General features: G+C 73.5%; 17 protein-coding genes. 10 read left to right on the top strand and 7 right to left on the bottom strand.

From position 1 onward, the window contains the following. Window positions 1-159: 159 nt before the first annotated feature. Window positions 160-1,431 (bottom strand): serine hydrolase domain-containing protein, encoded by a 1,272-nt coding sequence (locus tag IO30_RS0111435; protein WP_031141914.1) that lies wholly within the window; start codon window positions 1,429-1,431, stop codon window positions 160-162. A 309-nt stretch (window positions 1,432-1,740) separates the two neighbouring features. Here IO30_RS0111435 and IO30_RS0111430 point away from each other — a divergent pair, with 309 nt between their 5' ends. Beyond that, complete coding sequence (locus tag IO30_RS0111430) at window positions 1,741-2,172, top strand: VOC family protein (RefSeq protein ID WP_031141912.1); 432 nt, start codon at window positions 1,741-1,743, stop codon at window positions 2,170-2,172. 75 nt (window positions 2,173-2,247) lie between these two features. Here IO30_RS0111430 and IO30_RS0111425 read toward each other — a convergent pair whose 3' ends face one another. The 3 genes from IO30_RS0111425 to IO30_RS0111415 all read right to left on the bottom strand — a co-directional run bounded on the left by IO30_RS0111425 (window position 2,248) and on the right by IO30_RS0111415 (window position 4,556). Then, complete coding sequence (locus IO30_RS0111425; protein WP_031141910.1) at window positions 2,248-3,618, bottom strand: FAD-binding oxidoreductase; 1,371 nt, start codon at window positions 3,616-3,618, stop codon at window positions 2,248-2,250. Window positions 3,619-3,636: 18 nt separating this feature from the next. Beyond that, window positions 3,637-4,071 carry a CBS domain-containing protein gene (locus tag IO30_RS0111420; RefSeq protein WP_031141908.1) on the bottom strand — a complete coding sequence of 145 codons (435 nt, stop codon included), beginning with the start codon at window positions 4,069-4,071 and terminating at the stop codon, window positions 3,637-3,639. Window positions 4,072-4,193: 122 nt separating this feature from the next. Continuing rightward, window positions 4,194-4,556 carry an HGxxPAAW family protein gene (locus tag IO30_RS0111415; protein WP_037893711.1) on the bottom strand — a complete coding sequence of 121 codons (363 nt, stop codon included), beginning with the start codon at window positions 4,554-4,556 and terminating at the stop codon, window positions 4,194-4,196. A 103-nt stretch (window positions 4,557-4,659) separates the two neighbouring features. Between IO30_RS0111415 and IO30_RS0111410 the strand changes: the two genes are divergently transcribed. From IO30_RS0111410 to IO30_RS0111390, 5 genes are all read left to right on the top strand, one after another. Continuing rightward, window positions 4,660-5,127 (top strand): MarR family transcriptional regulator, encoded by a 468-nt coding sequence (locus IO30_RS0111410; protein WP_031141906.1) that lies wholly within the window; start codon window positions 4,660-4,662, stop codon window positions 5,125-5,127. A gap of 161 nt (window positions 5,128-5,288) precedes the next feature. Then, entirely contained in the window at window positions 5,289-6,287 is a 999-nt protein-coding gene (locus tag IO30_RS0111405) for an SMP-30/gluconolactonase/LRE family protein (RefSeq protein WP_051902125.1), read from the top strand. Window positions 6,288-6,381: 94 nt separating this feature from the next. Continuing rightward, window positions 6,382-7,827 (top strand): glyceraldehyde-3-phosphate dehydrogenase, encoded by a 1,446-nt coding sequence (locus tag IO30_RS0111400; RefSeq protein WP_031141903.1) that lies wholly within the window; start codon window positions 6,382-6,384, stop codon window positions 7,825-7,827. A gap of 232 nt (window positions 7,828-8,059) precedes the next feature. Next, on the top strand, window positions 8,060-9,970 hold the full coding sequence (locus IO30_RS40350; protein WP_078904637.1) for a VanW family protein: 1,911 nt from the start codon (window positions 8,060-8,062) through the stop codon (window positions 9,968-9,970). Between the two features lie 137 nt (window positions 9,971-10,107). After that, a complete protein-coding gene (locus tag IO30_RS0111390; protein ID WP_031141899.1) occupies window positions 10,108-12,801 on the top strand; it encodes a SpoIIE family protein phosphatase in 2,694 nt (897 codons plus the stop codon). Between the two features lie 27 nt (window positions 12,802-12,828). On the opposite strand, the gene IO30_RS0111385 is transcribed toward IO30_RS0111390, so the two are convergent. Beyond that, window positions 12,829-13,479, bottom strand: a complete 651-nt coding sequence (locus tag IO30_RS0111385; protein WP_051859627.1) for a hypothetical protein — start codon at window positions 13,477-13,479, stop codon at window positions 12,829-12,831. A gap of 89 nt (window positions 13,480-13,568) precedes the next feature. Here IO30_RS0111385 and IO30_RS0111380 point away from each other — a divergent pair, with 89 nt between their 5' ends. From IO30_RS0111380 to IO30_RS0111365, 4 genes are all read left to right on the top strand, one after another. Further along, window positions 13,569-14,396, top strand: a complete 828-nt coding sequence (locus IO30_RS0111380; protein WP_031141895.1) for an alpha/beta fold hydrolase — start codon at window positions 13,569-13,571, stop codon at window positions 14,394-14,396. A 181-nt stretch (window positions 14,397-14,577) separates the two neighbouring features. Beyond that, on the top strand, window positions 14,578-18,486 hold the full coding sequence (locus tag IO30_RS0111375) for a Pls/PosA family non-ribosomal peptide synthetase (protein WP_031141894.1): 3,909 nt from the start codon (window positions 14,578-14,580) through the stop codon (window positions 18,484-18,486). Between the two features lie 73 nt (window positions 18,487-18,559). After that, window positions 18,560-19,951: a M1 family metallopeptidase gene (locus IO30_RS0111370; protein WP_031141892.1), complete on the top strand. Its 1,392-nt coding sequence runs from the start codon at window positions 18,560-18,562 to the stop codon at window positions 19,949-19,951. Between the two features lie 47 nt (window positions 19,952-19,998). Further along, a complete protein-coding gene (locus IO30_RS0111365; protein ID WP_031141890.1) occupies window positions 19,999-20,331 on the top strand; it encodes a hypothetical protein in 333 nt (110 codons plus the stop codon). A 25-nt stretch (window positions 20,332-20,356) separates the two neighbouring features. On the opposite strand, the gene IO30_RS0111360 is transcribed toward IO30_RS0111365, so the two are convergent. Next, window positions 20,357-21,598 carry a vWA domain-containing protein gene (locus tag IO30_RS0111360; protein ID WP_031141888.1) on the bottom strand — a complete coding sequence of 414 codons (1,242 nt, stop codon included), beginning with the start codon at window positions 21,596-21,598 and terminating at the stop codon, window positions 20,357-20,359. Beyond that, window positions 21,595-22,845: an AAA family ATPase gene (locus tag IO30_RS0111355; RefSeq protein WP_031141886.1), complete on the bottom strand. Its 1,251-nt coding sequence runs from the start codon at window positions 22,843-22,845 to the stop codon at window positions 21,595-21,597. Before IO30_RS0111355 ends, IO30_RS0111360 begins: the two co-directional genes overlap by 4 nt. Window positions 22,846-22,881 lie beyond the last annotated feature (36 nt).

The raw sequence follows: 22,881 nt of genomic DNA, 5'->3' as shown, positions 1-22,881 counted from the left end.
CTGCAACACGCCGCCGGACGGCCGGATCGGTACGGTCGCGGGTCCCGCACCGGTCCGGGAAGGGCCAGGAGACGGGATGGATCCGCCCGGCGGGAAACGCGGGAGCCCACACCCCGCCGGGGGTGTGGGCTCCCGCGCGCCGCCTTCGCGTACGCGGTGTCAGCGTGCGTTGCGCTCCGGCAGGTCCACCTCGGCCGGGGCCAGGACCGGAGCCGTGGCGGCGGCCGCGAAGCCGCGGGCGGTGGGCGCCACCGCGGGCGCGGGCTTGCCGCAGAACGCCGCCTCCAGGGTGCCGCCGAGCGCCGTGTTCGCCGAGCCCCTGTTCGAGGTGTTGGCCATGGCCGCGAGGCTGCGGCGGCCGTCCCGCGTGGCGAAGGCGTAGGTGTAGAAGCCCTGCACGGTGCCGGTGTGGCCGTAGACCGAGGTGCCGCAGGACAGGTCGTAGCGGCGCAGACCGAGCCCGTAGAAGCGGGTGTTGGTGGTGTCGGTCGGCGTCATGGTGATCATGGCTTCCAGCATCGGCTTCGACAGCAGCCGCCCGCCGAGCAGCGCGGACATGAAGGTGTTCAGATCAGCGGGGTTGGAGATGACCGCGCCGGCCGACTGGGCCCAGGACACCGTCTGCTCGGTGGAGTCCACCAGGGGCCCGCCCTCCTCGTCCGGGTGGAGGTAGCCGCGCGTGTGCAGCCCCTTGATCGCCGTGCTGGGGTGGACGTACGAGGTGTTGCGCAGGCCCAGGCGCTTGATGATGCGGCGGTCGTACTCCTTGGCCACCTTGTTGCCGGTGGCCTTCTCGATGAGCATGCCGACGACCACGAAGTTGGTGTTCGAGTACTTGTACGCCGCGCCGGGTTCGGTGGTCCTGGGCTCCTTCAGCGACAGGCCTACGAGCTCCTCGTAGGTGAACACCTTGTTCCGCACGGCCTCGAAGCCGGGCACGGTGTGCTCGAACATCGCGTTCGTGTAGTCCGCGAGCCCGCTCCGATGGGTCATCAGGTGACGCACCGTGATCCGGTCGTCGGGCAGCAGGCCGGGCAGGTACTGGTTGACGGAGGTGTCCAGGTCGATCTTCTTCTCGGCCACCAGCTGGAGCAGGACCACGGAGGAGAAGGTCTTGCTGACGCTGCCGATCCGGAAGCGGGCCTGGGTGTCCATCGCCGCGCCCGTGGTCCTGTCGCGCACGCCCGTCGTCTTGGTGAGCACGCCGCGCGGGCCGGTGAGCCGGACCATGGCACCCGGTGCACCCGCGTCGGTCGTGTTCTTCAGCGCCTGGGCCAGGCCCTCGAGGTCGGGGGCCGGTACGGGGGTCTGCGCGGCCTCGGCCGCAGAGACCGGGGCGGCGTGTGCGGCGGTCACCGGCGCCGCGGTGGCCACCAGGGCCAGCAGGGCGGTGGCGCCGAGGGCCAGACGTCGGTTGACGGGCAGGTGCATGGATTCCCCTGGTCGGTTGAGTCGCCCGCGCAGGGCAGGCCTTCGCGGACTCGACGGTGCAAGCGCCCGGTTGGTCGTACCGAGCGGCACGAGCTTACGGAAGATCGTCGAGCGCTCCGGAGCGGGGTCACCCGGGCAGGGGTACGGGCCGGGCGGCACAGGGGGCGGCCCGGACCGCTGTGCGTGCGGTCCGGGCCGTCGAACGCTTCCTGGTACGCCGCGCGGCCACACCGTCCGGTTGAGCGGTGAGGGCATCCGCGGCTGCTGTAATGGGCCCTTTGGTCCCCGAGGTTCGTGAGGAGTTCCTCCGTGAACTGGACGCTCGAAGTCATCCCCGTCCCCGTCACCGACATGGACCGGGCGAAGGAGTTCTACGCCGTCAAGGCAGGGTTCAAGGTCGACCTCGACGACGAGGTCGCCCCCGGCGTACGCATCATCCAGCTGACCCCCGCCGGCTCGCGCTGCTCGATCGCGATGATCCAGGGGATGCCCAAGGCGCCCGGCATGACGGAGATGGTGCCGGGCACGCTGCACGGACTCCAGCTCTGCGTCACGGACATCGAGGCGGCGCGTCAGGAGCTGGTGGGCCGGGGCGTGGAGGTCTCCGTGATCCGGCACGTGGGGGAGAAGGGCTGGGCGGAGGGCAAGGGGGACACCTGGAACTCGTTCATGTCCTTCGAGGACCCGGACGGCAACAGCTGGGTGGTCCAGGAAGCGCCGTCGGAGCTGTCCGAACGCTGAGCGGGCGCACGACAGGACGGCCGGGGGCGGCCGGTGGGGCCGCCCCCGGCCGTCCTGCCGGGCCGGGTGGGGGTGTCAGGGCTGGATGTTCTGGTTCAGGTGGAACAGGTTCCCCGGGTCGTAGCTGCGCTTGACCGCGACCAGGCGGTCGTAGTTGCCCTTGTAGTTGGCCCTGATCCGGGACTGGTCGTCCCCGGCCATGAAGTTGACGTAGCCGCCCTCCTCGGAGTGCGGGGCCGTCGCCTCGTAGTAGTCGCGGACCCAGGCGGTGTTGGCCTCGTTGTCCGCGGGGTCGGGCCACATGCCGGCGATGACGGTGGCGAACGAGGCGTCGCGGTAGGCGAACGCCGTCGCATCGGCGGCGACGCGGTGACAGGCGCCGTTGATCGGGTAGATGTGGACCGTGGAGTTCACCGCGGGGACGAGCGGCCCGTGCCGGGTGTGCGCGTCGATGGCGTCGTCGCTGAGCTCGGTCACGAAGTTGGCCTTCCAGTAGTGCTGGAGGCCGGGCGGCACGAGCGCGTCGAAGGCGCTGTTGAGCGCCGGGTACGGCATGGGGCCGACGTGCTCGGCGACCACCGGTGCGAAGTCGTGGAACGGCTGCAGGGCCCGCTCGCCCTCCTCCACCGGTCCCGACCAGCACGCCACGATCAGGATGAAGGGCTCGCCGTGCCGGTCCGCCGGGATGAACGGGAGCGGCGGGGCGATCTGGAAGGCCGGGAAGGCGCCGAGCTGTTCGGGTGCGTCGGCGATCAGCTCGCGGAAGGCGCGCAGTACGGCGCCCGCGCTGCCGATCTCGTAGAGGATCGGTCCGCCGTAGACCTCCTTGACGGGGGCCAGGGCGAATTCGAAGGAGGTCACGGCGCCGAAGTTGCCGCCGCCTCCGCGCAGCGCCCAGAAGAGGTCCGCGTGCTCCTGCTCGCTGGCGACGAGGAGCCGGCCGTCCGCGGTCACCACATCGGCCGAGACGAGGTTGTCGCAGCTCAGCCCCAGCCCGCGGGCGAGGTAGCCGATGCCGCCGCCGAGGGTGAGCCCGCCGACGCCGGTGGTGGAGATGATCCCGCCGGTCGTGGCGAGGCCGAAGGCGTGCGTCGCCGCGTTGAAGTCGCCCCAGGTGGCGCCGCCCTCGGCGCGGGCCGTGCGGTGTACGGGGTCGACGCGGACCCCGCGCATCGCGGACAGGTCGGCCACCAGGCCGCCGTCGCAGGTGCCGAAGCCGGGAACGCTGTGTCCACCGCCCCGCACCGCGAGGTCGAGCCCGTTGGCGCGGGCGAAGTCGACGGCGGCCATGACGTCCCCGGCATTGGCGCAGCGCACCACGGCGGACGGCCGCTTGTCGATCATCGCGTTGTGGACCGTGCGGGCCTCGTCGTACCCCTCGTCGTCAGGGGTGACGACCGGCCCGCGCACGCGTTCGCGCAGTCGGTCTATGGAGAGGGTGCCCATGGCCGTGCTCCTGCCCGGTCAGTTGGCGGCGTAGACGCGAACGGCGAATTCGGCGATGTCCTCGTCGGAGAGGTTCTTCGCCAGGTTGGCCTCGGTGATCATGCCGACGAGGCGGTGGCCGCCGGCCACGTCGATCACGGGCAGCCGCTTGATCTGGTGGATCTCCATCGTGTCCACCGCTTCCTGCGCGTTGGCCTCGGCGTCGATCCAGTGCAGGGTCCCGCTCAGTTCACCGGCGCGCATCCGGGAGGGGTCCATGCCCTCGGCACAGCACTTGATCACGATGTCCCGGTCGGTGATCAGGCCCTGGAGGCGCTCGTCGGCGCCGCAGATGGGCAGGCACCCGACGTTCAGGTCGCGCATCATGCGCGAGGCCTCCACCAGGGACTGGTCCTCCCGGATGCACTGCACGCCCTCGCTCATGATGTCCCGGGCCCGCAGGTTCCTGTTCATGGTTCCTCCTCGGCTCGCTCGGCTCGTCCTGGGTCCCCCCCCGTGTCGTGAAGTCCCCCTTCGAGCACAGCACGGATGGGCCGTCGCGGCGCGCTGAGCCCAGCGGCTACGGAGGAACCGCCTCAGGAGGCGAGGTCGGGCGCGCTGCGCGGGACGACGAGGGCCCCGGGGTCCGCTGCTGCGGCGGACGGGCCCCGACCCGCCAGCCGGCAGCCGAGGCAGTCCTCGTGCCCCCGGCGCGCCGACGTGTCCTTGACCCCCATGCGCCACTGCGCAGCGGGCCGGCGGCCGGGCCCCTTGCCCCAGCCGGAGAGGTGCAGGCCCCAGGTGATCAGCAGCGCCGCCACCGTGACGGCGCCGCCCAGCCACAGCCCCGGGGTCCAGCCGATGACCCCCAGGGCGAGGAGCGAGCTGCCGACCGTGGCCACGGCGGTACCGGTCCATCCGGCTACGGTGTGGCCTTCGTCGTAAGGGTGTGCGCTCATGTGCCTGCCTCCTCGTGACCGGCAGGGCAGCGCCGACCGCGCTGCCCGACCCATAATGTCTTAGCAACTAAGAGATTTATCGCACGGATGGTGAGGGATTTCAATGGAGATCAGGCCCGGAGCGACCGCTCTGGACGCGATCGGCGCGATGGACGACCTGATCGCGGTGAGCATCGTCGGCCAGCAGGAGTTCGCCCGGAACCTCGGTCTGAGCGTCACGGACCTGGTGTGCTTCGCCTACGTCCTGCAGGCCGGGGACGATCCGGTCACCGCCGGCGACCTGGCCGCCCGCGCCCAGGTCACGACCGGGGCGGTCACCGGGATCCTCAACCGCCTGGAGCGCGGCGGGTTCGTGGCCCGGCGGCCGGACCCGGCCGACCGGCGGCGGGTGCGGGTGGTGGCCGTCCCGGACGCGGCCGAGCGCGTGAAGGCGGTCTACGAGCCGTACTACGTGCTGCTCGCGGAGCTCTTCGCGCAGTACTCGCCGGAGCAGACCGCCGTCCTCACGGACTGGTTCACCCGCGCCGGGGCCCTGGCGCGCACCTACCTCGCGGAGTCCCGCGAGAGCTGATCCGGGCGATCTGCGGGGCGCAGCCGCGGACCGCCGGGTTACGGCCAACTCCGGTCCCCTTATCGGACGTCAGGCGGCGCCGGGGGCCCCGGCCCTATCGTGGACCCCTTCGACGAGAGTCGGCCGGCCGCCGCGGGGGCGGTGGCCACGGAGGGGAACTCATGCGGCTGCGCAGCTTGTTGCACACCTTCTCGGGGAACGCGGCAGCGGGCGTGCTGGCCGCGGCGGCGGCCGCGGGCGTGCTCGCCCCCGTCCCCGCCGCGGCCGCGCCCGCGTGCGCGGCGGCCGGCGCACCGGCCGCGCCGCCCGTGCAGGTGGCGCAACTGCCCGACTGGGTCGAGTCGATCGCCGTCGACCGGCGGGGCCGGATGTTCGCCACCGCGTACTTCACGGGCCGGGTCTACCGCATCGACGCGCCCGGCAGCGCCCCGGTCGCCCTGACCGGGGACATCGGCGCCAACGGGGGCGTCGTCGTCCGCCCCGACGGCCGGCTCCTCGTCGGTACGGGCAACGACCTGGCCCACTCGCTCACCGGTGACCTGTTCCCGGTGTCGAAGCTCCTCGAGGTGGATCCGGAGTCCGGCGAGGTCTCCACCTACGCCTCGGGGCTCGGCGGCATCGACGGAGTGGCCCTCGCCCCCGACGGCACCGTGTACACCACGACCCTGGGCGGCCGCGGCATCGGCCGGGTCACGCCCGACGGGCGGGTCGATCCCCACTGGGCCGCGGTGCCGCAGCCCAACGGGATCGCCGTGTCACCGGACGGGTCCGAGGTCTACGTGGTCCAGACGACCGTCGCCCCCGGGCTCTACCGGATTCCCGTCGGCGATCCGGCGCACCCGCGCCGGTGGATCTCCGCCGGAGCGTCCGACGTGCTCGCCCTGCCCGACGGGCTCACCCTCGACGGCCGGGGCCGCCCGCTGATCGCCACCCACGCCTCGGGGCAGATATGGCGGGCCGAGGGCGGGAGCCTGTGTGCCGTGGAGTCGGGGCTGCGCCTGTCCACCCAGGTCGCCTACGGGCAGGGTGAGCGCGGCTTCTCGGCGGGCCGCCTCTACCGGGCCGGGGTCGACGGGCGGATCCACGAGGTTCCCGCGGGCGCGGAGGGGGTCCCGGAGGCCGCCGGGGCCGCCGGGACCGCCGAGAACAAGGCCGGGTAAATCGTACGAAGCTGCGCGGCGGGGGGCACCGTTTGAATGATCAAAGTACAGGGGGGTTAGCATGTGAGCGCCGCCTAGCTCGAAAGATAAACCTGTGACTGTCAATGACGACTCGTTCACCAACTGGAAGAACCGCGAGGAGATCGCGGAGTCGATGATCCCGATCATCGGGAAGCTGCACCGGGAGCGGGACGTCACGGTCGTCCTGCACAGCCGCTCCCTGGTGAACAAGTCCGTGGTGAGCATTCTCAAGACCCACCGATTCGCCCGCCAGATCGACGGCGAGGAGCTCTCGGTCACCGAGACCCTGCCGTTCCTGCAGGCCCTCACCACCCTCGATCTCGGGCCTTCCCAGATCGACATCGGCATGCTCGCCGCGACGTACAAGGTCGACGGCCGCGGTCTGTCGGTCGAGGCGTTCACCGCGGAGGCCGTCGCCGGCGCCACGGGTGCGAACAAGATCGAGCGCCGCGAGTCGCGCGACGTCGTCCTCTATGGCTTCGGCCGCATCGGCCGCCTCGTCGCCCGCCTGCTGATCGAGAAGGCCGGGTCGGGCAACGGCCTGCGCCTGCGCGCCATCGTCGTCCGCGGGGGTGGCGAGCAGGACCTCGTCAAGCGCGCCTCCCTGCTGCGCCGCGACTCCATCCACGGACAGTTCCAGGGCACGATCACCGTTGACGAGGCGAAGAGCACCATCATCGCCAACGGCAACGAGATCAAGGTGATCTACGCCAACGACCCGTCCGAGGTCGACTACACGGCGTACGGCATCAAGGACGCCATCCTCATCGACAACACCGGCAAGTGGCGCGACCGCGCCGGTCTGTCGAAGCACCTGCGCCCCGGCATCGAGAAGGTCGTCCTGACCGCGCCGGGCAAGGGCGACGTCCCGAACATCGTGCACGGCGTCAACCACGACACGATCAAGCCGGACGAGCAGATCCTGTCCTGCGCCTCCTGCACCACCAACGCGATCGTCCCGCCGCTGAAGGCCATGGCGGACGAGTACGGCGTCCTGCGCGGTCACGTGGAGACCGTCCACTCGTTCACGAACGACCAGAACCTGCTGGACAACTACCACAGCTCCGACCGCCGCGGCCGTTCCGCGCCGCTCAACATGGTCATGACCGAGACCGGTGCCGCCTCGGCCGTCGCCAAGGCGCTGCCCGACCTCAACGCGCGGATCACCGGCAGCTCGATCCGCGTCCCGGTGCCGGACGTCTCGATCGCCATCCTCAGCCTGCGGCTGAAGCGCGAGACCACCCGCGAGGAGGTCCTCGACTACCTCCGGAACGTGTCGCTGACCTCGCCGCTGAAGCGCCAGATCGACTTCACGACCGCCCCGGACGCGGTGTCGAGCGACTTCATCGGCTCGCGCCACGCCTCGATCGTCGACGCGGGCGCCACCAAGGTCGAGGGCGACGACGCGATCCTCTACCTCTGGTACGACAACGAGTTCGGCTACTCCTGCCAGGTCATCCGCGTGGTCCAGCACGTGTCCGGGGTGGAGTACCCGACCTACCCGGTCCCGGCGGTCTGACCTCGACGGACCCCCGGCCTTCCGAAGGCCTGACCGGAGCGCCCGACACGAACACCTGTTCGTGTCGGGCGCTCTTGCGTGGTGCGCCGGTCCGGATTCCGTCTCCGTGAGAACCATTACATTCGCCCCCAAATAGTCCGTTTTGCGGGAATCATTGCGGTCCGGAACCGTCATCTAGGGGCTGCTCCTGCGGCCCGCGCCACCGCTCCGTCGGTCGGCGCCAGGGAGAGACATGGGACGCGCGCACAGCTGGACGGGTGACTGGCGGATCGCACTGCCGATGGCAGGCGGCGCCGCCGTGCTCGGGCTGGGCAGCCTCTACGTCACCGGGCTCGTGACCGGCGGCGACGTCGACCCGGGCACCCGGGTCCGGGGCGTGGACATCGGGGGGATGAGCCGGGCCGAGGCGCAGCGGACGCTCGACCGCGAGCTCGGACCCCTGGCCGCGGCCCCGGTCTCGATGAAGATCGGTGACCGCGTCGAGCAGGCCGATCCTGCCTCGCTCGGGCTGTCCCTGGACACCGCCGCCACCGTCGAGCGCGCCGCGCGCACCGGCCACGACCCCGTCACCGTCATCGGCAGGCTCTTCACCGACCGCGAGCGCGCGGTGGAGCCGGTCACCCGCTTCGACGAGCGGGCCGCCCGGGCCGCCGTCGAGCGCATCGGCGCGAGCACCCGCCAGCAGGTCCGCGAGGGATCGATCGCCTTCGACAAGGGCGCACCCAAGACCGTCACGCCCCTGCCCGGCGTCGCCCTGATCGGCGACCGGGCCGTGCAGACCCTGCGCGACTCCTACCTGAAGACCCAGGCCGGCCCCGTCGTCCTGCCGGTGGAGCGCACCGAGCCGCGCATCGGGGCCGAGGAGACCGGCAGGGCCCTGCGGCAGTTCGCCGAGCCCGCGATGTCCGGCCCCGTCACGCTCACCGTCGCCGGTCAGCGGATACCCATAGGCCCCGCCGTTCTGAGCGGTCACCTGGAGATGAAGCCCGACGCCCAGGGCCGCCTCGTGCCCGCCCTGGACTCCAAGGGCCTGCTCGCCGACCCCGCAGTGGCCCGCCCCGTCGAGGCGGTCACCCGGGCACCGCGCGACGCCGCGCTGCGGCTCGGAGCCGACGGCCGCGTGGTGGTCGGGGACCAGGGCCGTGCGGGACGGCAGGTCACCGAGGCGGCGCTCGGCCGCGCCGTCATGCCCCTGCTGACCCGGGCGGGCGCGGCCCGCAGCGCCGAGGTCGCCACCGTGGAGGTCCAGCCCGACCTCACCAGCGCCGAGGCGCAGCGCCTCGGGATCAAGGAGAAGGTCTCGTCCTTCACCGTCGAGTTCCCGGCCGCCCCTTACCGCACCACCAACATCGGCCGCGCCGTCGAGCTCATCAACGGCTCGGTGGTCCTCCCGGGCAAGGAGTGGAGCTTCAACCGGACGGTCGGCGAGCGCACCCCGGAGAACGGCTTCGTCGACGGGATCATGATCAACGACGGCCAGTTCGTGAAGTCGCCCGGCGGCGGCGTCTCGGCGGTCGCCACCACCATGTACAACGCCGCGTTCTTCGCGGGGGTCAAGACGGTGGAGCACGGCGCCCACTCGTTCTACATCGAGCGCTACCCCGAGGGCCGGGAGGCCACCGTCGCCTGGGGCTCCCTCGACCTGCGCTGGGTCAACGACACCGGTCACGCCCTGTACGTCCGGGCCACCTCCACCGACACCTCGCTGACGATCACCCTGCTGGGCACGAAGAAGTACGACGAGATCCGGGCGACCCAGGGGCCGCGCACGAACGTCACCCCGCCCGGCAAGCGCACGGGTACCGGACCCACCTGTGAGGTCCAGACCCCGCTGGAGGGCTTCGACGTGGCCGTCGGCCGGGTCTTCGTCCAGGGCGGCAAGGAGGTCAGGCGCGAGGACTTCACGACCCACTACACGCCGCGCGACGAGGTCACCTGCACCCCTGAGGCCTCCGAGACCCCCGGCTCCCCGAAGACCCCCGGCTCCCCGAAGACCCCTGAGCCCGCGGAGACCCCCGGGACCCCGCAGGCCCCGGCCTCCCAGAGCCCGCAGGCCCCCGGAACCCGGCCGTCCGCGCCGCCCGTCCAGACCCCTCGGCCCTCCTCCGTCACGCCCGCGAGCACCGTTCACGCCCTGCGATAACGGCGGCCCGCCCGGCCGCGTCCGGCTGCCCGGCGCGACCGGCCGGACGCGGCATGTGCATTTCGGCAGCCAGGGCGGCCGGGAAGTGCTACAACTGGGTGGGTGACCCTTCCTCGCCACCCGTGCCGGGCACGTCGGTGCGGTCACCCCTAGGCAACAGGTTCAGGAGCGTCGCCGGACAGGTATTCGTCCTCCAGGTGGCGATCGTGGTGTTGCTCGCTGCCGCCGCACTGCTGGCGCTCGTGCTCCAGTCCCGCCACGACATCGACCGGGAAGCCCGCAACCGGTCGGTCTCCGTCGCGCAGACCTTCGCCCACTCCCTCGGCCTCCAGGACGCGCTCCGGACGCAGGATCCGTCCGCCATCCTGCAGCCCCTGGCCGAGGAGACGCGCAAGGCCGCCGGGGTGGACTTCATCGTCGTCATGGACACCGAGGGCATCCGCTACACCCATCCCCAGCCGGACCGCATCGGCAAGCCGTTCGTCGGCACGATCGAGCCCTCGCTCGCCGGACGCACCTACACCGAGAGCGTGGACGGCCCGCTCGGCAAGGAGATCCAGGCCGTCGTGCCGGTCACCGCGCCCGACGGCAAGGTCGTCGCGCTGGTGTCGGCGGGCCTCACCGTGAAGAACGTGAGCGGTGTCGTCGACCGCCAGCTCCCGGTCATCCTCCTCGCCATCGCCACCGGCCTCGCCCTGGCCACCGGAGGCACCGCGCTGATCAGCAGACGGCTGCGCCGCCAGACCCACGGGCTCGGCACGCAGGAGATGACCCGCATGTACGAGCACCACGACGCGGTGCTCCACGCGGTCCGCGAAGGGGTGCTGATCACCGACGGCGAAGGCCGGCTCCTGCTGGCCAACGACGAGGCCGCCCGGCTGCTCGGGCTGCCGGAGCACGCCGAGGGCCGCCACATCGGGGAGGTGCCGGGCCTGGACCGCCGGATGGCCGACCTGCTGCTGTCCGGCCGGGTGGCCACCGACGAGGTCCTGGAGACGGGCGACCGGCTGCTCGTGGTCAACCAGCGGCTCACCTCCCTGCGGGGCCGGCCCACGGGCACCGTCGTCACCATCCGCGACTCCACCGAGATGCAGGTCCTCACCACGCGGGCCGACACCGCCCGCAGGCGCCTCAAGCTGCTCTACGACGCCGGGGGCGACATCGGCACCACCCTCGACGTGGTCCGCACGGCCGAGGAACTCGCCGCCGTCGCCGTACCCCGCTTCGCCGACTACGTCACCGTCGACCTGGCCGACGCCGTGCTCGACGGGGACGAGCCCGGCCCCGGCGCCGACATGCGGCGCACGGCCGTCAACGGGATCCGCTCCGACCATCCGCTCTACCCCTGCGGCCGGCTGATCGACTTCCTGCCCTCCACCCCGCAGGCGCGGGGCTACGGCACCGGCCGCCCCGAGCTCGTGCCCGACCTCGCCGACGCCCCGGGCTGGCACGCCCAGGACCCGCCCCGGGCCCGGGCCATCGTCGACTACGGGATCCACTCGCTCATCGCGGCCCCGCTGACGGCCCGGGGCGTCGTGCTCGGGGTGGTCAACTTCTGGCGCTCGCGCAAGCCGGAGCCCTTCGACGAGGACGAGCTCTCACTCGCCGAGGAACTCGTCGCCCGCGCGGCCATCAGCATGGACAACGCCCGCCGCTACACCCGGGAGCACGCCCTCGCCGAGACCCTCCAGCGCAGCCTGCTGCCGCGGGCCCTGCCCGAGCAGAGCGCCGTGGACGTGGCGCACTTCTACCTGCCCGCGCAGTCCGGCGTGGGCGGGGACTGGTTCGACGTGATCCCGCTGCCGGGCAGCCGCGTCGCCCTGGTCGTCGGGGACGTCGTCGGGCACGGCCTGCACGCCGCCGCCACCATGGGCCGGCTGCGCACCGCGGTGCACAACTTCTCCACCCTCGACCTGCCGCCCGACGAGATCCTCGCCCGCCTCGACGACCTCGTGCACCGCATCGACCACGACCAGGAGGGCGAGGAGGCGGGTGGCGGGGTCCTGGGCGCGACCTGCCTCTACGCCGTCTACGACCCGGTGTCCCAGCTCTGCACCATGGCCCGTGCGGGCCACCTGCCGCCCCTGGTCGTCGCACCCGACGGCACGACGGAGATCGTGGAGCTGCCCGCGGGGCCGCCGCTGGGACTGGGAGGCATGCCCTTCGAGACCGCTGAACTGCACCTCCAGGAGGGCAGCCAGCTCGTCCTGTACACCGACGGGCTGGTCGAGGAGCGGAGCCGGGACATCACCGAGGGCCTGGAGATGCTCCGCGCGGCGCTCAGCCACCCGGACCGGGACCCGCAGGAGAGCTGCCGGGCCGTGCTCGACATCCTGCTGCCCGAGCGGCCCACCGACGACGTGGCCCTGCTCATCGCGCGCACCCGGACCCTGGGCGCAGACCGGGTGGCGCAGTGGGAGGTCCCCTTCGAGCCGAGCGCGGTCGGCACGCTGCGCAGCCTCGCGGCCAAGCAGCTCGACGAATGGGACCTGGCGGAGCTCGGCTTCGCCACGGAGCTGATGCTCAGCGAGCTGATCACCAACGCGCTGCGGCACGGCAGCGCACCCGTGCGCGTACGGATGCTCCTCGACCACGCGCTGACCTGCGAGGTCTGGGACGGCAGCAGTACCGCCCCGCACCTGCGCTACGCCGCCACCACGGACGAGGGAGGCCGTGGTCTCTTCCTGGTGGCGCAGCTCAGCGAGCACTGGGGCACCCGGTACACGCCCGAGGGCAAGGTCATCTGGGCGGAACAGGCCCTGCCCGGCGCCGAGGGCGGACGCGAACCGGACCTCGCGGCCTTCCTGGACCTGGACGAGGCCGATCTCTGACGGGGGGTCCGGACGGGCCGGGTCGCGTCAGGCCGAGTCCCCGGGCCCCTGCGCGTCGCGGAGCCCGTCGCGCTGGAGCTGACGGGCGAGGGCGCGGCGTACCGCCGGCGGTCCGGCGACCGCTGCGGCGGCGGCCGGAGCGGGCACGTCGAGACCGCGGCTGATCCGGTCGTACGCGCCCCGGTAGCCCGCGGGCAGCTCCGCCCGGTGGCGCCGCAGGTCCTCCTCGACCAGCCGCCGCAGCGCGTCCACGGTCTGCGGCGTGAAGCGCTCGCGGCCCCGGGCGAGGGCGTCGGTCCGGCGGGCGCAGGAGGCAGGTCCGTGGGGGGACCCGGAGAGCACTTCGGCGAGCTCCTCCGCGAGCCCCCACAGACGGCCTTCGAGCCAGGGGCCGTCGCCCTGGTCCAGGGCGAGCCCGACCTGTGGCAGCGGGGCCCCGGCCTGGTACTTCACCACCTGCTTGGACACGGCGGGCTGGCTCATCCCGGCGATCCGCGCGATGCGCTCCTGCGTCCAGCCCAGGCCCGCCAGCACCTTGATCATCTCGGCTCGCAGCTGCCGCATCTCCTCGCCCGCGCGGATGACCTCGTTCATCCCGGCGAGCATCCGCCCGGCCTGCTCCTCGGTCAGTGCCCCGGGGGCGCCGGGTGTGCCAGTACCGCTCCGTTCACCATCCACAACCCGGTTATACACCCAGAGGGCGTGCCGTATCCAGGGTCTGTACAACCTGGTTGTACAACCAGGTTGTGGGTGGCAGTATCCCCGGCATGCCCACCTTCACCGCACCCGACGGCACCCGGCTCGCCTACCGGGTCCACGGCACCGGCGAGCCGCTCCTGTGCCTCCCCGGCGGCCCCACGGACGCCGGCTACCTCGGCGACCTCGGCGGACTCTCCGCGCACCGCCGGCTGATCGCCCTGGACCCGCGCGGCACCGGCCGCTCCGCCGTGCCCGAGGACCCCGCCTCCTGCCGCTGCGACCGCCAGGTCGAGGACGTCGAGGCCCTGCGGGCCCACCTCGGCCTGCCCCGGGCGGACCTGCTCGCCCACTCCGCGGGCGCCAACCTCGCCGTGCAGTACGCGGCCCGCTACCCCGCGCAGGTGGGCAGGCTCGCCCTGATCGGGCCCGGCACCCGCGCGGTCGGCGTACCGGTCACGGCCCGGACCCGCCGCGAGCTCGCGCTGCTCAGGAGCGCCGAGCCGTGGTTCCCGACGGCCTTCGCCGCCCTGGAGGCGATCACCGCGGGCACCGGCAGCGACTGGGAGGCCGTAGCGCCCTTCTTCCACGGCCGGTGGGACGCCGCGGCGCAGCGCCACCACGCCGCCGCCCGCCCGGCCGATCCGCAGGTCGTCGCCCTCTTCGGCGCCGAGGGGGCCTTCGACCCCGCGGCCACCCGCGCCGGGATCGCCCGCCTCGCCGCGCCCGTTCTGCTGCTCACCGGGGAGTTCGACCTGAACAGCCCGCCCGAGCCGACGGCCGCCTGCGCGGAGCTCTTCCCCGACGCCACGCTCGTCGTGCAGCCCGGAGCGGGCCACTACCCGTGGACCGACGACCCCGGGCGCTTCGTGGCGGCCACCGCGGCGTTCCTGGGCTGATCAGGCAGCCGCCGGGCCGCGACACCGGGGCGTACTTCCCGGCCACACGCAAGGCTTCAAGCAGAAAATTCTTGATGACGCACTAGACTGACAGGTTGTTCGGCGCCGGACCGGAACGATCCGGGCAGACCCGGGTCCCGCCGACGTACCGGACGCGACCGGGAACGAGACGCGAGGGCTGATGGCAGCAACACCAGAGCACGGTGAGACCACTCTCCTCGACGGGGCCGACACCCCCGAGGGGTCCGGGAAATCCGCCCTCTTCCGTGCCGGTCCCGCTGCCCCCGCCCGCACCCTCGTCGACGTCTTCGAGGCCACCGTCCGGGCGTACCCCGACGAGCTCGCCCTGGACGACGGCACCGGCCGGCTGACCTACCGGGCGCTGGCCGCCGAAGTGGAGCGCAGGCGGCGCGCCCTCGCCGCCGCCGGAGTGGGCCTCGGCGACCGGGTCGGCGTACGCGTCCCGTCGGGGACCAACGAGCTGTACGTGTCCGTCCTCGCCGTCCTCGCCGCAGGCGCCGCCTACGTCCCGGTCGACGCCGAGGACCCCGACGAGCGGGCCGAGCTGGTCTTCGGCGAGGCCGGGGTCCGGGCGGTACTGGGCGCCGGAGCGCGCATCGACGTCACCGCCGCCCCCGGCCACGGCGGCCAGGGCGCCGCGCGCCCCGGCCCCGAGCACGACGCGTGGATCATCTTCACCTCCGGCTCCACCGGCAAGCCCAAGGGCGTCGCCGTCAGCCACCGCAGCGCCGCCGCGTTCGTGGACGCCGAAGCGGCGCTGTTCCTCGCCGAGGAACCGATCGCCCCCGGCGACCGGGTCATGGCCGGACTGTCCGTGGCCTTCGACGCCTCCTGCGAGGAGATGTGGCTGGCCTGGCGCTACGGTGCCTGCCTCGTGCCCGTGCCCCGCGCCCAGGTCCGCAGCGGCGCCGACCTCGGCCCCTGGCTGGTGGAGCAGGAGATCACCGTGGTCTCCACCGTGCCCACCCTGGCCGCCCTCTGGGAGCCCGAGACCCTCGACGAGGTCCGGCTGCTCATCTTCGGCGGCGAGGCCTGCCCGCCCGAACTGACCCAGCGCCTGGTCACCGAGGGGCGCGAGGTCTGGAACACCTACGGCCCCACCGAAGCCACCGTCGTCGCCTGCGCCGCGCTGCTGACCGGCGAGGAACCCATCCGGATCGGCCTCCCGCTGAACGGCTGGGAGCTGGCCGTCGTCGACGAGTCCGGCGAACCCGTGCCCATGGGCGGCAGCGGCCAGCTCGTGATCGGCGGCGTCGGCCTGGCCCGCTACCTCGACCCGGACAAGGACGCCGAGAAGTACGCCCCCCTGGAGTCCCTCGGCTGGCAGCGCGCCTACCGCAGCGGCGACCTCGTCCGGGCCGAACCGGAGGGCCTGGTCTTCCTCGGCCGTGGCGACGAGCAGATCAAACTCGGCGGCCGCCGGATCGAACTCGGCGAGGTCGACTCCGCCCTCCAGGCCCTGCCCGGCGTCGCCGGCGCGGCCGCCGCCGTCCGCACCGCCCGCAGCGGCAATCAACTGCTCGTCGGCTACCTGGTCACCCAGGAGGGCTGGGACCACGCCGCGGCCGTCACGAGGCTGCGCGCCGAGCTGCCCGCGGCCCTCGTACCGCTGCTCGCACCCGTCGCCGAACTGCCGACCCGTACCTCCGGCAAGGTCGACCGCGACGCCCTGCCCTGGCCCCTGCCCGAACTGGAGACCTCCGGCCCCGCCGAGCAGCTGTACGGCACCGAGGCCTGGCTCGCCGAACAGTGGGCCGAGACCCTCGGAGTGGCCGTCACCGGCGCCGCCGACGACTTCTTCGCCATCGGCGGCAGCAGCCTCGCCGCCGCCCAGCTCACCACCCGGCTGCGCACCCGCTACCCCAGCGCGGCCGTCCTCGACATCTATCAGCAGCCCACGCTGCGCAAACTGGCCCGCCGCCTGGAGAAGTCCGTACAGGAGGACGGCGCGGTCCGGACCGTCGTGCCCGTCCCGCTGCGGGCCAAGGTCATCCAGACCCTCCTGCTGGTCCCGCTGTTCACCCTCGTCGGCCTGCGCTGGACCGTGGCGCTGCTCGCCCTCGGCAACGTGCTGCACCACTACGGGGCCCACCCGTGGGCGCCGACCGCCTCGTGGTGGCTCGTCGCCGCGGGTGCGGCGCTCCTCTTCAGCCCGCCCGGCCGCCTCGCGATCGCCGCGGGCGGCGCCCGCCTGCTGCTGCGCGGTGTGCAGGCCGGACGCCACCCGCGCGGCGGCAGCGTGCACCTGAGGCTCTGGACGGCCGAGCGGCTGGCCGAGTTCTCCGGAGCGACCTCCCTGACCGGCTCCTGGCTGGAGCGCTACGCCCGGGCCCTCGGCGCCAAGATCGGCCCCGAGGTGGACCTGCACGCCCTGCCGCCCGTCACCGGCATGCTCAGGCTCGGCCGGGGCTGCGCCGTGGAGTCCGAGGTGGACCTCTCCGGGTACTGGCTGGACGGGGACCGGCTGGAGATCGGCCCGGTCCGGGTCGGCGCCGGAGCGGTCGTCGGCACCCGCAGCCTGCTCTTCCCCGGCGCACGGGTCGGCAAGCGGGCCGAGGTGGCCCCCGGCTCCGCCGTGGCCGGTCAGATCCCGACCGGCCAGCGCTGGGCCGGAGCGCCCGCCGGGAAGACCGGCAAGGCCAAGCGCAACTGGCCCAAGGAGCGCCCGCCGCGCGCGGTCCACTGGCGGGCCATGTACGGGGCGGCCGGCTTCTGCCTCACCGCGCTGCCCGTCCTCGCCGCCGTGCCCGCCCTGCTCGTGCTCAGCCGCTTCGTGCCCGCCGACGCCACGCTCGCCGAGGCGCTGCGCGGTGCGCTGCTCGCCGTCGTCCCGGGGGCGCTCGCCTTCGGGCTCGCGTACGCCCTGCTCCTGCTGGTCTGCGTACGCCTGCTGAGCCTGGGACTGCGCAGCGGCAACCATCCGACGCACAGCAGGACCGGCTGGCAGGCCTGGACCGTCACCCAGCTGATGGACCTGTCCCGGGAGACGCTCTTCCCGCTGTACGCCTCCCTGATCACACCGGTGTGGCTGCGGCTGCTCGGCATGAAGATCGGCCGGGGCGCGGAGGTGTCCACCGTCCTCGCCCTGCCGAGCCTCACCACCGTGGGCGAGGGCGCCTTCCTCGCCGACGACACCCTGACCGCGCCCTACGAACTGGGCGGCGGCTGGATGCGGATCGGGCACTCCGAGATCGGCCGCCGGGCGTTCCTCGGGAACTCCGGCATGACCGCGCCGGGCCGCAGCGTGCCCGACGACGGGCTGGTCGGCGTCCTGTCCGCCACCCCGAAGAAGGCCAAGAAGGGCAGCTCGTACCTGGGCCTGCCACCGGTCCGGCTGCCGCGCCCGGCCGCGGACTCCGACCAGAGCCGCACCTACGACCCGCCCGCGCACCTGCTGTGGGCCCGCGGCCTGGTGGAGCTGTGCCGGCTCGTCCCCGTCTTCTGCTCGGCCGCGCTGGCCGTCCTGACCGTGGCGGCGCTCTGCGCGCTCGCCACGGCCGGCTCCCTGGACCTCTGGGGTGCCGCGCTGCTCTCCGGCGTGGTCCTGCTCGCCGCGGGCCTGGCCGCCTGCGCGGTCTCCGTGGCCGCGAAGTGGCTGCTCGTGGGCCGGCACCGGACGGGGGAGCACCCGCTGTGGAGCGGCTTCGTCTGGCGCAACGAGCTGGCCGACACCTTCGTCGAGGTCCTGGCCGTTCCGTGGCTGGTCGGATCCGTACCCGGTACGCCGCTGCTGCCGCTCTGGCTGCGCGCGCTCGGGGCCCGGATCGGGCGGGGCGTGTGGTGCGAGAGCTACTGGCTGCCCGAGACCGACCTGGTGGAACTGGGCGACGCGGTCAGCGTGAACCGGGGCTGTGTGTTGCAGACCCACCTCTTCCACGATCGGATCTTGAGGACGGATACTGTGGTCCTCCGCGAGGGCGCCACCCTGGGCCCGGGCGGCATCGTCCTGCCGGGGAGCATGGTCGGAGCCCGCAGCACCCTGGGTCCCGCCTCGCTCGTGATGGCCGGGGAATCCGTCCCCGCCGACACCCGCTGGCTGGGCAACCCGATCGAGGCGTGGCGGTCCTGACCGGACGGGCCACGGCCCGGCACGCCGAACGGCACAGCACCACCACAGCACAGTGCAGGGAGCGGAAGCGGCAGTGAGCGGCCAGAAGACAACGGCATCGGACCCGTACTTTCCGGCCAACGGCGACCACCGTTACCGCGTGCACCGGTACGAACTCGCTCTGGAATACCGCCCCGGCCCCAACCGGCTCGCCGGGACCGCCCGGCTCAGCGCCATCGCGGGGCGGGCGCCGCTCGCCGAGTTCCACCTGAACCTCGCGGACTTCAGAATAGGCCGGGTCCTGGTGAACGGCCGGGCCCCGCACTACGCCCACCGGGGCGGCAAGCTCCGCATCCGGCCGGCCAAGCCGCTGCCCGCCGGATCCGCCTTCACCGTGGAGGTGCACTGGGCGGGCAACCCCAAGCCCGTGCGCAGCCCGTGGGGAGGCCTCGGCTGGGAGGAACTGACCGACGGCGCGCTGGTCGCCAGCCAGCCCGTCGGCGCGCCCTCCTGGTACCCCTGCAACGACCGGCCCGCCGACAAGGCCTCGTACCAGATCTCCGTCAACACGCCCTCCGCCTACACGGTGGTGGCCGGGGGCCGGCTGCTCACCCGTACCACCAGGGCCAGCACCACCACCTGGGTGTACGAGCAGTCCGCGCCCACCTCCAGCTACCTGGTCGGCCTGGCCATCGGCACCTACCAGATGGTGCTCCTCGGGGACCCCGGGCTCGGCGGCGTCCCGCAGAGCGCCCACGTCCCGGCGCACCTGCTGTCGCAGTTCTCCCTGGACTTCGCCCGGCAGCCCGCGATGATGCAGCTGTTCGAGGAGCTCTTCGGGCCCTACCCCTTCGGCGAGTACGCGGTGGTCGTCGCCGACGAGGAACTCGACGTCCCGGTGGAGGCGCAGGGCCTGTCCCTCTTCGGAGCCAACCACGTCGACGGTGCGCGCGGCTCGGAGCGCCTCATCGCCCACGAACTCGCACACCAGTGGTTCGGCAACAGCGTGACCATCGCCGACTGGCGCCACATCTGGCTGAACGAGGGCTTCGCCAAGTACGCGGAGTGGCTCTGGTCGGAGCGCTCCGGCGGCCGCAGCGCCCAGGACCTGGCCGCCGCCGCGCACCGGCTGCTGGCCTCGCAGGCCCAGGACCTGAGGCTCGCCGACCCGGGCCGCAAGCTGATGTTCGACGACCGGCTCTACCAGCGCGGGGGGCTCGTGGTGCACGCGGTGCGCTGCGCCCTGGGGGACGTCGCCTTCTTCCGCATGCTGCGCGACTGGGCCACCCTGCACCGCCACGGCGTCGTGACCACGGCGGGGTTCACCGCCCATGCGGCGCGCTACACGGCCGAACCGCTGGACGAGCTGCTCGCGGCCTGGTTGTACGAGCCCGCCCTGCCGCCGCTGCCCCGGCCCGCCCCCGTACGGCCCTCGGCACCGGCCAGGCCCGGGTACCCGCCCTCCAACGGCGGGGCCGTCAGGTAGCGCGGCCCGGCGGAACCGCGTACCGCACCGCCGCGTCCGTCCAGGGCATGAACACAACAACGATGGGGCGGTTGCTGGCCGGCCTCGGTGCGGTGGTCGCGGTGACCGTGTGGCTGCCGCGGGCCGCCTTCAGCATCGACGGCGGATTCGAGGGCCACGCCCGCGACCTGAGCGTGGTCTACGTCGACCTGCCGCTGATCGTGCTCGGCGGGGTGCTGGTCCCGCTGTCCGTCTGGACGCTCACCACCAGGGGGGCGAGCCGTCCCTGGACCGCGGTCCTCGCGGCCCTGGCCGCGCTGGCCCTCGGGGCGTGGGGGCTCACCGAGTGGTGGAACCCGCGCCAGCACCCCGACCCGGGCTACGACGTCCCCGGCATGTGACCGCGCGCGGCAGGCCCGCCGGGCCTCAGCCGATCTCGACCACGCGGGCCCACTCGGGCGGCCGGTCGGGCACGTACTCGTCGTCTTCGTCGTCCGTCCACCGACCTGCCGAGGGCCGCGGGAACAGGCCCACCACGGTGCGGCACGGCGGACACCGGTCGGGCCAGGGGGTCTGGCCGTCCGTCAGCACCACGACCACGTCCGGCCGGGGCCGCGCGCCGAGCGCCCGGGCGAACCCGGTGCGCAGGTCCGTACCCCCGCCGCCGACCAGAGCGATCCCCTCGGCGCTGCACAGCTGGTGCACGGCTTGGGCCGACGCGTCGCACGAGATGACGGTGACCAGGTCGCGCCGGCCGCCCACCGCCCGGGAGATCGCGGTGACCTCGTGCAGCGCGCTGCCCAGTTCCGCGTCGCTGACCGAACCCGAGGTGTCGACGACCACGCAGACCCGCGGCGGTCTGCGCCGCAGGCTGGGCAGGACGGCCCCGGGCACACCCGCCGAGCGCCGCGACGGCCGCCCGTACGTGTAGTCGTCGCCCGCGCCGGAGCCGGACACCGCCGAGCGGAGTGCGGCCCCCAGCAGGTCCCGCCACGGCTGCGGCGGATGGAAGGCCTCCTGCGCCCACCGCCGCCAGCCAGCCGAGGCGGTTCCCGGGCGGCCGGTGATGCCCTGCGCCACCCGGAAGCGGACCGCGTCCCGTTCCTGTTCGCTGAGCCCGTGCGCACCCCCCGGGCCCAGCTCCCACTCCCGCTCCAGCCCGTCGGCGCCGCTGCCGCAGTCCAGCCAGGCGAGGTCCTCCGTGCGGGAGCCCAGCCGGAACTGGCGCAGGTAGTCCTCCATCAGCTCCCCGGACGGCAGCCCCAGCGACGAGGGCTGGACGGCGCCCCCGGGAGTGACGAGCCCGTCGCCGAACACGTCGTCGTTGATCTCGCAGTCCGCGGCGATGTTCATCCGCAGCCGCTCCGCCCGGCCGGTGAGCCCGTGGGCGCGCGCGAAGCGGTCACTGCGTCCGTGGTGGTCGCGCAGCAGGTGCGACACCTCGTGCACCCACACCCCGGCCAGGTCCTCCACCGGAGTCAGCGCCACGAAGGAGGGCGAGACGTAGCAACGCCAGTGCCGGTCGACCGCCATCGTCGGCACGGCCTTCGACTCCACGGTGTGCAGGGCGAACAGCGCGGTCGCCAGATAGGGCCGGGCCCGTACGGCGTGCAGCCGGGCGGCGTAGAGCTTGTCCAGGTCCAGCGCCCCCGGCGCAGTGCCGCTCACCGGCCCGCCGTGACGGCCCGTGCGGCGGCGCGGGCCTCGCTCCGGGCCGCCACCCGGTCCGCCCGGCGGGACAGGGAGACCGCCCCCGCCAGCCGTTCGATCGACGCGGGGACGTCCCACTCCTCCCGGCGCAGCGCGGCGAGCGTGGTCGCGGGGACGACCACCAGATCGGGGGCCCCGGTCTCCAGCGCCCGGACCAGGAGCGCCCACGCCGCGTCCCAGCGGGACTTCTCCGGGCGCTCGCGGACCGCCGCCACCACCCCGTCGAGCACCGCCTGCCGCAGGTCACCGCGTTCGGGCAGGACGGCCCCGGCCGGATCGGCGAGGAGCGTCTCGGGGTCCGGGAGGTCCAGCCGGTCCAGGCTCGCCAGCAGCTCCAGCCCCGGACCGTCCCCCACGGTCCCCCTGACCAGCAGCGACAGGACGTCGCGGGCGGAGCCGGCCGCGGTGGCGAAGGCGACCAGCCGCAGGGTCATGTCCCAGCTGCGGGGCGAGGGCCACGGCCCGCCGCGCCGCGCCTCGCCGCCGGGCAGCCGGTGCACGAGCGCGGGGCGGGCGCCGAGGAGCCCGCAGACGGCGCGCCGGGCGAAGGCCACGGCCGGGGCCAGCGCCTGCGGGTCGAGGCGGGGCAGCGTCGTCCGCGGCCAGGTCCCGCCGAGACCGCGGACGACGACCTCGTGGTCGTGGACCCACTGGAGGTGGACGAACCGGTTGGCCAGCGGCGGGCTCAGTTCCCAGCCGTCGGCCGCCGAGGCCCGCGGGTTGGCGGCGGCCACGATGCGGACGCCGGGCGGCAGTTGGAGGGAACCGATCCGCCGCTCCAGTACGAGGCGCAGCAGGGCCGCCTGGACGGCCGGCGGCGCGGTGGACAGCTCGTCCAGGAAGAGCAGTCCGCGGCCGGCCCGGACCAGGCGCACCGCCCAGTCCGGCGGGGCCATCGGGACGCCCTGCTCCGCCGGGTCGTCCCCGATCACGGGCAGGCCCGAGAAGTCGGAGGGTTCGTGGACGCTGGCGATGACGGTGGTCAGCGGCAGGTCGAGGGAGTCCGCGAGCTGGGTGAGGGCGGCCGTCTTGCCGATGCCCGGCTCGCCCCACAGGAGGACGGGCAGGTCGGCGGCCACGGCCAGGGCCAGCGCATCCAGTTGGATGTCGGGCCGCGGTTCGGTGGTGGTCTCGCGCAGCAGGCCGATCAGGGCGTCGGCGACGTCGAGCTGTGCGGCGGGGGCGGGCGGGGTGCGTACGGGCATGAGTGATCACCTCAGGGGTTCGTGACGGGTACGGCA

Source organism: Streptomyces xanthophaeus, from assembly GCF_000725805.1.
Taxonomy (GTDB): Bacteria; Actinomycetota; Actinomycetes; order Streptomycetales; family Streptomycetaceae; genus Streptomyces; species Streptomyces xanthophaeus.
This window is presented reverse-complemented; position numbering and strand designations above follow the sequence as displayed.

Bases quoted from the DNA above. Each gene is read 5' to 3' on its own strand.
- IO30_RS0111410 (WP_031141906.1), top strand. From the start codon at position 4,660: ATGGAGATCAGGCCCGGAGCGACCGCTCTGGACGCGATCGGCGCGATG.
- IO30_RS0111425 (WP_031141910.1), bottom strand. From the start codon at position 3,618: ATGGGCACCCTCTCCATAGACCGACTGCGCGAACGCGTGCGCGGGCCG.
- IO30_RS0111355 (WP_031141886.1), bottom strand. From the start codon at position 22,845: ATGCCCGTACGCACCCCGCCCGCCCCCGCCGCACAGCTCGACGTCGCC.
- IO30_RS40350 (WP_078904637.1), top strand. From the start codon at position 8,060: ATGGGACGCGCGCACAGCTGGACGGGTGACTGGCGGATCGCACTGCCG.
- IO30_RS0111375 (WP_031141894.1), top strand. From the start codon at position 14,578: ATGGCAGCAACACCAGAGCACGGTGAGACCACTCTCCTCGACGGGGCC.
- IO30_RS0111380 (WP_031141895.1), top strand. From the start codon at position 13,569: ATGCCCACCTTCACCGCACCCGACGGCACCCGGCTCGCCTACCGGGTC.
- IO30_RS0111435 (WP_031141914.1), bottom strand. From the start codon at position 1,431: ATGCACCTGCCCGTCAACCGACGTCTGGCCCTCGGCGCCACCGCCCTG.
- IO30_RS0111415 (WP_037893711.1), bottom strand. From the start codon at position 4,556: ATGAGCGCACACCCTTACGACGAAGGCCACACCGTAGCCGGATGGACC.
- IO30_RS0111420 (WP_031141908.1), bottom strand. From the start codon at position 4,071: ATGAACAGGAACCTGCGGGCCCGGGACATCATGAGCGAGGGCGTGCAG.
- IO30_RS0111405 (WP_051902125.1), top strand. From the start codon at position 5,289: ATGCGGCTGCGCAGCTTGTTGCACACCTTCTCGGGGAACGCGGCAGCG.
- IO30_RS0111365 (WP_031141890.1), top strand. From the start codon at position 19,999: ATGAACACAACAACGATGGGGCGGTTGCTGGCCGGCCTCGGTGCGGTG.